The sequence below is a fragment of the Halorubrum sp. AD140 genome (assembly GCF_034497445.1).
Taxonomy (GTDB): Archaea; Halobacteriota; Halobacteria; order Halobacteriales; family Haloferacaceae; genus Halorubrum.
This window is the reverse complement of sequence record NZ_JAXRUU010000005.1, coordinates 77,468-84,968: the sequence shown is the minus strand read 5'-3', so window position 1 is coordinate 84,968 and position 7,501 is coordinate 77,468. Positions and strand designations below refer to the sequence as shown.

General features: G+C 67.6%; 10 protein-coding genes and 1 pseudogene. 5 read left to right on the top strand and 6 right to left on the bottom strand.

Features of this window, described 5'->3' with window-relative positions; genetic code table 11:
- Positions 1-469, top strand: a pseudogene (locus U4E84_RS02625) (hypothetical protein); the annotation flags it as partial.
- Between the two features lie 56 nt (positions 470-525).
- Here U4E84_RS02625 and U4E84_RS02620 read toward each other — a convergent pair.
- On the bottom strand, positions 526-1,629 hold the full coding sequence (locus U4E84_RS02620; RefSeq protein ID WP_322530546.1) for a Gfo/Idh/MocA family oxidoreductase: 1,104 nt from the start codon (positions 1,627-1,629) through the stop codon (positions 526-528).
- 139 nt (positions 1,630-1,768) lie between these two features.
- Between U4E84_RS02620 and U4E84_RS02615 the strand changes: the two genes are divergently transcribed.
- Complete coding sequence (locus U4E84_RS02615; protein WP_322530545.1) at positions 1,769-2,290, top strand: acyltransferase; 522 nt, start codon at positions 1,769-1,771, stop codon at positions 2,288-2,290.
- Between the two features lie 26 nt (positions 2,291-2,316).
- On the opposite strand, the gene U4E84_RS02610 is transcribed toward U4E84_RS02615, so the two are convergent.
- The 3 genes from U4E84_RS02610 to U4E84_RS02600 all read right to left on the bottom strand — a co-directional run bounded on the left by U4E84_RS02610 (position 2,317) and on the right by U4E84_RS02600 (position 4,926).
- Positions 2,317-2,721, bottom strand: coding sequence for a hypothetical protein (locus U4E84_RS02610; protein WP_322530544.1), 405 nt, complete (start codon positions 2,719-2,721; stop codon positions 2,317-2,319).
- A gap of 115 nt (positions 2,722-2,836) precedes the next feature.
- Positions 2,837-3,865 carry a Gfo/Idh/MocA family oxidoreductase gene (locus U4E84_RS02605; RefSeq protein ID WP_322530543.1) on the bottom strand — a complete coding sequence of 343 codons (1,029 nt, stop codon included), beginning with the start codon at positions 3,863-3,865 and terminating at the stop codon, positions 2,837-2,839.
- Positions 3,862-4,926: a DegT/DnrJ/EryC1/StrS family aminotransferase gene (locus U4E84_RS02600; protein WP_322530542.1), complete on the bottom strand. Its 1,065-nt coding sequence runs from the start codon at positions 4,924-4,926 to the stop codon at positions 3,862-3,864. Before U4E84_RS02600 ends, U4E84_RS02605 begins: the two co-directional genes overlap by 4 nt.
- Positions 4,927-5,097: 171 nt before the next feature.
- Here U4E84_RS02600 and aglF point away from each other — a divergent pair, with 171 nt between their 5' ends.
- The 3 genes from aglF (at position 5,098) to U4E84_RS02585 (ending at position 6,479) form a co-directional block, all read left to right on the top strand.
- Positions 5,098-5,859: a UTP--glucose-1-phosphate uridylyltransferase AglF gene (gene aglF / locus U4E84_RS02595; protein ID WP_322530541.1), complete on the top strand. Its 762-nt coding sequence runs from the start codon at positions 5,098-5,100 to the stop codon at positions 5,857-5,859.
- Between the two features lie 125 nt (positions 5,860-5,984).
- Positions 5,985-6,278 (top strand): HalOD1 output domain-containing protein, encoded by a 294-nt coding sequence (locus U4E84_RS02590; RefSeq protein WP_322530540.1) that lies wholly within the window; start codon positions 5,985-5,987, stop codon positions 6,276-6,278.
- Between the two features lie 51 nt (positions 6,279-6,329).
- The gene (locus U4E84_RS02585) at positions 6,330-6,479 is read left to right on the top strand and encodes a hypothetical protein (protein WP_322530539.1); all 150 of its coding nucleotides are present in this window, start codon (positions 6,330-6,332) and stop codon (positions 6,477-6,479) included.
- Between the two features lie 4 nt (positions 6,480-6,483).
- Here U4E84_RS02585 and U4E84_RS02580 read toward each other — a convergent pair whose 3' ends face one another.
- Together U4E84_RS02580 and U4E84_RS02575 are read right to left on the bottom strand one after the other, a co-directional pair.
- Positions 6,484-6,777, bottom strand: a complete 294-nt coding sequence (locus U4E84_RS02580; RefSeq protein ID WP_322530538.1) for a winged helix-turn-helix domain-containing protein — start codon at positions 6,775-6,777, stop codon at positions 6,484-6,486.
- A 13-nt stretch (positions 6,778-6,790) separates the two neighbouring features.
- Positions 6,791-7,333 (bottom strand): hypothetical protein, encoded by a 543-nt coding sequence (locus tag U4E84_RS02575; protein WP_322530537.1) that lies wholly within the window; start codon positions 7,331-7,333, stop codon positions 6,791-6,793.
- Positions 7,334-7,501: the final 168 nt, after the last annotated feature.

Sequence of the window (7,501 nt, the reverse complement as noted above, 5' to 3'; positions counted from 1 at the left end):
GGGCGTCGAGGACGTCGTCGTGGAGATGGTCGACGTCACCGGCAGCGACGGCGCCATAACGATCGCGTCGGAGGTGGCGACCGCGGAGATCCGCGACACGACGGTGACCGTCGACGCGGACGAGGTCTGCGCCCTCTGGGCCAAGACTCCCAGCGAGGGACTCCTGTCCGAGTCGATCGCACCGCGGGTGGAGTGCGAGGGAGTCACCGTGACCGGGGCCGCCGATTCGGGGGTCGCGATCCAGATCGACGACCGCGACCGGTGTGTCCTCGCCGACCTCGACGTGACGCAGCCGGCGGCAGACAGAGACGGGATCGAGTTCAAGCGGTCGCGCGACAACGTCCTGCGCGACGCGACGATCGACGTCGGCGGCGAGGCGATCGTTCTCGACGAGGCGACCGTCGACACGCAGAACGTCGACAGCGACGCGTCGGGACGGAGTGAGGCGTCACCGTCGGCGACGAAGTGAAGCGGTGAACGTCCGCGCGGGTGGCTCACGCCGCGCGAGGCTGGCGCCGACCGCCGTCAGTCCTGTGCCACGTCCGCGACGGACACGGGATCTCCGTCGTCGACGCTGTCGCGGATCGCTTCTATCAGCGCGATCGTCCACTTCGCCTCCTCGATGGGCGTCGCCGGGTCGCCGCCGGTGAGCAGCGCGTCGATCTCCCGGTCGAACTGGTAGAACATCGAGTTCGTCTCCGCCTCCTGTTCCCAGCTGCCGTCGCGCGCCCGCCGCAGAAGCGCGACCGCGTTCTCTACGGTGCCGCTCATCCGGTCGAACGCCTGATCGACGTTGTTCAGCGCGCGGCCGACCGACGATCCCTTGTAGTCGCGATCGAGCGTCACCAGCGTCTGTGACACCTCGTCGGCCACGAGCGTCGTCTCGGTGCCGTGGACGTAGAGCACGCGCACCGGAACGGTTCCCGAGAGCACCGTCGCGTTGACGATGACCTCGTCGTCGGTGACGTATCCGACCTGCGCCCCGTCGTAGCCGAACTTGCCCTCGTACTCGCCCGCGAGCGCGGTGTGGGCCGAGACCTCGTCGCGGCTCCGCGGATAGCCGGCGACGCGGAGGGCGATCGACAGCGAGTGTGGGAGCCCCTCCTCGAACTCCCCGCCCAGGAGGTCGAACGCCCACGCCCCGCGGTTGGGCGTGTCCGGCGCCGTCGAGCCGGTGTACAGGAGGTCGACGCCGCGGACGTCGCCGAGGTCGCCGTCGGCGAGACGCTCGCGAAGCTTGCGCATCACCGGGCTGAACACGTGGTTGTGGACGACCGACACGGTGACGCCCGCCTCGCGCGAGGCGGCCGCCAGCTCCTCGACCTCGGCGACCGTCTCGGCGACGGGCTTTTCGATCAGCACGGGGACCCCCGCCTCGATCGCCTGCAGCGCCAGCGGAACGTGGGTGCCGACCGGCGTACAGACGTGGACCCAGTCGAGCCGCTCTCGCTCCAGCATCTCAGCCAGATCGGTGTAGGCTTTGATCCCGTATCCGAGCGCCTTCTCGTCGGCTCTGTCCGCGTCGAGGTCGCAGACGGCGACCAGCTCGGTCCGCGGATTCCGGTCGAGTCCCGTGAGGTGACGTTCCGAGACGACTCCCGCACCGACGACCGCCGATCGTAGGGTCATTGTCTCGCCTCTCTCCGAAGTAAGGTATTGTTATGTGCGACCAAACCCAATATCGTCGCCGCTCGGTCGCGGAGAGGGGCGCGGAACGGAGCGTGAGTATCCGGCGCATACCTTTGTCGCGACCGACCCGACGGACGGTATGTCAGCTCAGGACCAGGACGACCTGCCGCGGGCGATCCGGAACTGCGAAGTCGGAGAGGGGACGCAGATCGCTCCGTTCGCGGTGCTCAGCGACTGCGAGTTCGGCCGCGACTGCCGGGTGTGGCGGTTCGTCAACTGCTACGGCGCGCGGTTCGGCGACGAGGTGATGATCGGCTCGTTCGCGGAGGTCCAGTCGGACGTGGTGGTCGGCGACCGCACCCGGATCCAGTCGCACGCGTTCGTCCCGTCGCTGACCCGGATCGGCGACGACGTGTTCGTCAGCCACGGGGCGAAGTTCGTCAACGACCGTCGGCCGCCGAGCGGCGACCCCGACCAGTGGGAGCCGGTCGTCGTCGGAGACGGCGCGTCGATCGGAACGAACGCGACGCTCATGCCGGTCGAGGTCGGCGAGAACGCGCTGATCGGCGCGGGGGCGGTCGTCGTCGACGACGTGCCCCCCGACGCCATCGTGGCGGGGAATCCGGCGGAAGTGATCGGCCATCGCGACGACGCGGACTGACCGGTGCGGGGCGGCTCCGCCCGCGCTTACCCGAGCCGCTCCGAGATCCGATCCACGAGCGTCTGGCGCTGCGTGGGCGGAACGAAGTTGAGGTGCGCGAACAGGGCGTCGGCGCGCGCGGTCAGTTCGAGCGTCTTCGACTCGGAGTCGTGTCTGAGGACCCCCGCGTCCGCGAGCTTCGGGACGTGCGACTGGTACAACGAGACGTAGACGTGCTTGTACTCGCTCGGTGCGGCGTCCTCGTCTATTCCCTCGGCGATCGCCACCGCACGGGTGACGTCCGAGAACGGGGCGCGTCCGCCGTTCCGATCGAGATAGCGCAAGAGTACCCGTCGTCGCGAGGCGGAAAGCAGATCGTACACGCGATCTTCGGAGAGCTGTTCGCTGACGTCCCCCTGCTCCTCGTCCTCGTCGTCGAGCGAAAGCACCATACTCCCACGTCGGACGGGATACCCATACGCCTATTTGTGGGATAGCGCGACTTGCTTGTGACCAAGAGGGGGACTTGCTTGTGACCACTAGCGCGACTGCTTGTGATCGCGTGGCTTACCTGTTTCGAGGGGTCATCGCATCGGTCCGAGCGCCGCGCTCGCCGACGGACACCACCGTGTGCTCCTCGGCCGAGCGCGTGGCGTGCTCCAGCAGCTCGACCGCCCGCGCGCCGACGCGTCCGGGGGCCCGAAGGGTGCCGTCTCCCCTCGACGCGGCGACGAAGTCTTCGATCTCCGCTCTGAGCGGCTCGTCGTTCGGCGCCGTGTGGACCTGCTTTCCCTCGTCGCGGACGCGGAGTTCGCCCCCGCGCTCCGTGACGCGACTGTCGTACAGCTCGACGACGTTGTCGTCGAGGTAGTCGACGTAGGCGGCCTTCTCGGTGCCGACGACGACGAGATCGCGTCGCTTTCCGAACACGGGCACCTGCCACGACTCGTTGATCACGCTCGTCGCGCCGTCGTACTCCATCACGAGCGTCGCGGTCTCGTCTATCCCCTCCCGGACCGCGTCGTCGAGCGAGCAGTAGATCCGTTCGGGGTCCCGGCCGAGGAGGTAATTCGAGACGTCGACGTCGTGTACCCCCAGCGAGTACAGCGCTCCGGTCGTCTCCCTCGGGGCCCGAAACGAGAACCGACTGGTCGTGAGGTACTTGAGGCGACCCAGTTCGCCGCGGTCGATCCGGTCGCGGAGGTCGACGAGCGCGGGGTGGTGACGGAATATGTGGCCGACCGCGAGCGTCCGATCGTGTTCGCGTGCCGTCTCCACGATGCTCCATGCGTCGTCGCCGTCGAGCGCCAGCGGCTTCTCGACGATCACGTCGACGCCGCGTTCGAGCAGGGTCGTCGCGATCTCGTGATGGGTCGGCGACGGCGTCGAGATGGTCGCCGCGTCGACCCCGATCTCCGGCAGGCGCTCGTAGTCCGTGACGCCCTCGACGCCGTAGCTTTCGCACAGCTCCGCGAGGCGACGCTCGTCGACGTCACACAGGACCACGTCGTCGATCGCCCCCTCGGCGGCGAGCTCGCTCGCGACCCGGGCGTGGTTGCTCCCCCAGTACCCCGTCCCGATGACGCCGTACTTCATCGGTAGAACTCGCAGATCGTGTTGGTCACGTACTCGACGTCCCGCTCGGCTATCTCCGGGTACATCGGCAGCGACAGGATCCGGTCGACGAGCGCCTCCGTCCGCGGCAGCGAGACCGGATCGATACGGTCAGTGACCGCCGGGTGTTCGTGGAGCGCCGTCCCGTAGTGGATCCCCGTGTCGATCCCCTGCGCCTCGAGGTGGTCCTGCAGCTCGTCGCGGTCGGGCGCCTGAATCACGTAGAGGTGGTAGACGTGGAACGCGTCCTCGGGCTCGGTCGGCGCGGTCACCTCCGGCACTGTCTCGAGCGCCTCCGTGTACCGCTCGGCGGCGGAGTGTCGGTTCCGGTTCCACCGCTCGACCCGGCCGAGCTGCGCGAGCCCGACCGCCGCGCTCGTTTCGTCCAGTCGGTAGTTGAGGCCGAGCGACCGGTGGACGCCGTCGTCGTCCCGCCCGTGGTTCCGGAGCCGTCGCATCTCCCTGGCGAGTTCCGCGTCATCGGTCGTCACCATCCCGCCGTCGCCGGCCACGGTCATGTTCTTCGACGGGTAGAAGCTGAACGCCCCGGCGTCGCCGGCCGATCCGGCGGTTTCGCCGTCCCGCTCCGCGAAGTGGGCCTGACACGCGTCTTCTAAGACGAACAGGTCGTGTTCCTCGGCCACGCGCCCGATCGCGTCCATGTCGGCCATGGCGCCGTAGATGTGGACCGGGATCACCGCCGCGGGACTCGTCGCGGCCGACGCCTTCTCGGCGAGGTCCGCCGGGTCCATGGTGTACGTCTCGGGGTCGATGTCGACGAACACCGGGTCCGCGTCGAGCGACAACACCGGGCTCACCGTGGCGAAGAACGAGTGTCCGGGGACCAGCACCTGGTCGCCCGGGCCGACGCCGGCGGCCCGGAGCGCGAGCAGCAGGGCGGCGGTTCCGCTGGAGACGCCGACCGCGTGCTCGACGCCGGTCTGTGCGGCGAACCTGTCTTCGAACCGTTCCCCGACCGGTCCCTTCACGTATCGACCGCTGTCGAGGACCTCCACGACGTCGTCGATCGTGTCTTCTTCCACACGTATGTCTGTGAAATCGACGCTTTTGGTCATCCGGAGGATACTTTCCGGTCGATTGGTTTGTTATGGGTGTGCTACCGTCGAATCCCCGGCTACACGCCCGACGGAGTCGGCGTCTACCGCGAAACTAACAGACGCATAACAAACCGGATCGGAGGCGAGGGTCCGTCGATGCAAGCAGTTGTACTCGCCGCCGGGCAGGGAACCAGGCTGAGACCGCTTACCGAAGACAAGCCGAAGGGGCTCGTCGAGGTCGACGGCCGACCGATACTCACGCACTGTTTCGAACAGCTCGTCTCGCTCGACGCCGAGGAGCTGCTCGTGGTCGTCGGCTACCGGGGCGAGGACATCGTGGAGGAGTACGGCGACGAGTTCCGGGGCACGCCGATCACGTACGCCGAACAGGAGCGTCAGCTCGGGCTCGCCCACGCGCTCAACACGGTCGAAGAGCACGTCGACGGCGATTTCATGCTGCTGCTCGGCGACAACGTCTTCGAGGCGAACCTCGACGACGTCGTTCGCCGCCAGCGGGAGCGGCGCGTCGACGCCGCGTTCCTCGTCGAGGAGGTCCCGTACGAGGAGGCGTCGCGGTACGGCGTCTGTGACACGAACGAGTACGGCGAGATCACGGATGTCGTCGAGAAGCCGGACGACCCGCCGTCGAACCTCGTGATGACCGGGTTTTACACGTTCTCGCCCGCGATCTTCCACGCCACGCGGCTGGTCGAACCGTCCGACCGCGGCGAGTACGAGCTGTCGGACGCGATCGACCTCCTGATCCGGTCCGGGCGAACGATCGACGCCATCGGTCTCGACGGCTGGCGCATCGACGTGGGCTATCCCGAGGACCGCGACGAGGCCGAACGCCGCCTCCGGGAGAACCCGCCGACCGCCGAACCGGCCGCGGCCGCCGAGAGCACCGCGGAGGACTGACCCATGAACCGAACCGAACGGCCTCCGAGATATCTCAGTGCGACACCGAACGGAGACGGATCTCCTGGTTTAATGTTTCTGCAACCGGCATCGGACACTGTACCCGAATCTTCGGGGTGTCACCGATGTCTTCCCGTGTACTCGTCCCCGACATCTCGTCGGACACGCGGATCGCGACCACCGAGTACGACGACGACACCGAGATCGGCGTCGCCGTCGTCGAAGCGGTGGCGAGGGCCGCGGACACCGATCCGACGGATATCGAATCCCGCGTCCACGACGTCGTCGACGCGGACGCCCTCGACCGGTGCGTCCGAGCCGGCCGATCAGCCCTCTCCGTCTCGTTTCCGTTCGACGGCTACTGGGTCGTCGTCAGCGGCGGCGGCGAGATCGTCGTCGCCGAAGCGCCGGAACTGTAGCCGGCGTCGACCGGACCCGGCGCGCACCGTCGGCCGCTCGGAGGTGCCGTCGTGAGCGACTGGTTCACGGACGAAGAGCTCGACCGCATCGCGCAGTTCGCGGCGTCCCCGAAGTACTCCCGCGAGCCCACCATGCTCCTCCCGGACGACGCGGACGAGGAGAGCGAATCCGAGTCCGAGCCCGAGCGACGCGACGAGTGAGCGGTCAGCTCTGATCGGAATCGTCGGTGAGCCCCTGCCGCGTGATCTCCGACCAGATCTCTTCTCCGTCCTCCGTGATCCCGTACACGCGCCCCTTTCGACGGTCCTCGGAGACGAGTAGCTCGACGAGGTCCCGGTCGCGGAGGCTCGTGAGCGCGTGCGAGACGGACGCGATGCCCACGTCCTCGTCGCTCGCGATCTGCGAGGGGGTCGCCGGACTCTCGGCCAGCCGTTCGAGGACGGCGACGCGGTACCGGGAGCTGATGACGAAGCCGATCTGGTCCCAGTCATCGCTCACGTCGATCCACCTCTCATTCCCGTTCGACGGGTACCAGCCCGCCACTGTTGTGGAATTGATTCGTCCGCGTGTAGTGGACGAGGCTCACGAGGAACAGCGTGAAAATGACCGTGCCACCGACGTGCGTCGGCTCCAGCGGCCCCGCGTTGACGACGTGTAACGCGGCGTACGCGACGAGTCCGACGCCCGCGAGGAGACCGTACGCCAACGCCCAGGGGGGTGAGTGGCACTCCTCCCGAAAGTAGTTGGCGAGCTCGTCGGCGCGCTCGGTGGCCGCGATGCGTCCCGTGTCCTGATCGTACGTGACGACCTTGGCTTCGACCAGCTTCGGGACGTGGGTCTGATACAGCGAGACGTACGTTCGCTTGCGCTGCTGGGCGGTCAGGTCGTCCCGCGGGACCTCGTTCTCCTTGGCTGCGAGGCGCTCTGCGAGCTCGACGAGCTCCACCTCGTCCGAGGTCTGCTGTAGTTCCCTCAGGACGAACCGACGCCGTGCGTTGCTCAGAAGGTCGAACGAGACGTCCTGTGAGAGTGTGGTGTTGTCCGTGTCTGACATTCGAGGTCCCCGGCCACGCGCATTATAGTCTCGGAGTGTCAGTAGGAGCGGTTTGTTATCTATACCCTAGTTGCGGGTAATCACGACCGTCGAGGCGGTCCGCCGCGGTAGTCGCGTCATTACAAACGGGGGACCCGCCTGTTTTGACGTATGTCCGCTTGTCCCGCC

Excerpts from the sequence above, each read along its gene's own strand:
- U4E84_RS02620 (WP_322530546.1), bottom strand. The coding sequence starts at position 1,629 with ATGACCCTACGATCGGCGGTCGTCGGTGCGGGAGTCGTCTCGGAACGT.
- U4E84_RS02615 (WP_322530545.1), top strand. The coding sequence starts at position 1,769 with ATGTCAGCTCAGGACCAGGACGACCTGCCGCGGGCGATCCGGAACTGC.
- U4E84_RS02610 (WP_322530544.1), bottom strand. The coding sequence starts at position 2,721 with ATGGTGCTTTCGCTCGACGACGAGGACGAGGAGCAGGGGGACGTCAGC.
- U4E84_RS02605 (WP_322530543.1), bottom strand. The coding sequence starts at position 3,865 with ATGAAGTACGGCGTCATCGGGACGGGGTACTGGGGGAGCAACCACGCC.
- aglF (WP_322530541.1), top strand. The coding sequence starts at position 5,098 with ATGCAAGCAGTTGTACTCGCCGCCGGGCAGGGAACCAGGCTGAGACCG.
- U4E84_RS02590 (WP_322530540.1), top strand. The coding sequence starts at position 5,985 with ATGTCTTCCCGTGTACTCGTCCCCGACATCTCGTCGGACACGCGGATC.
- U4E84_RS02575 (WP_322530537.1), bottom strand. The coding sequence starts at position 7,333 with ATGTCAGACACGGACAACACCACACTCTCACAGGACGTCTCGTTCGAC.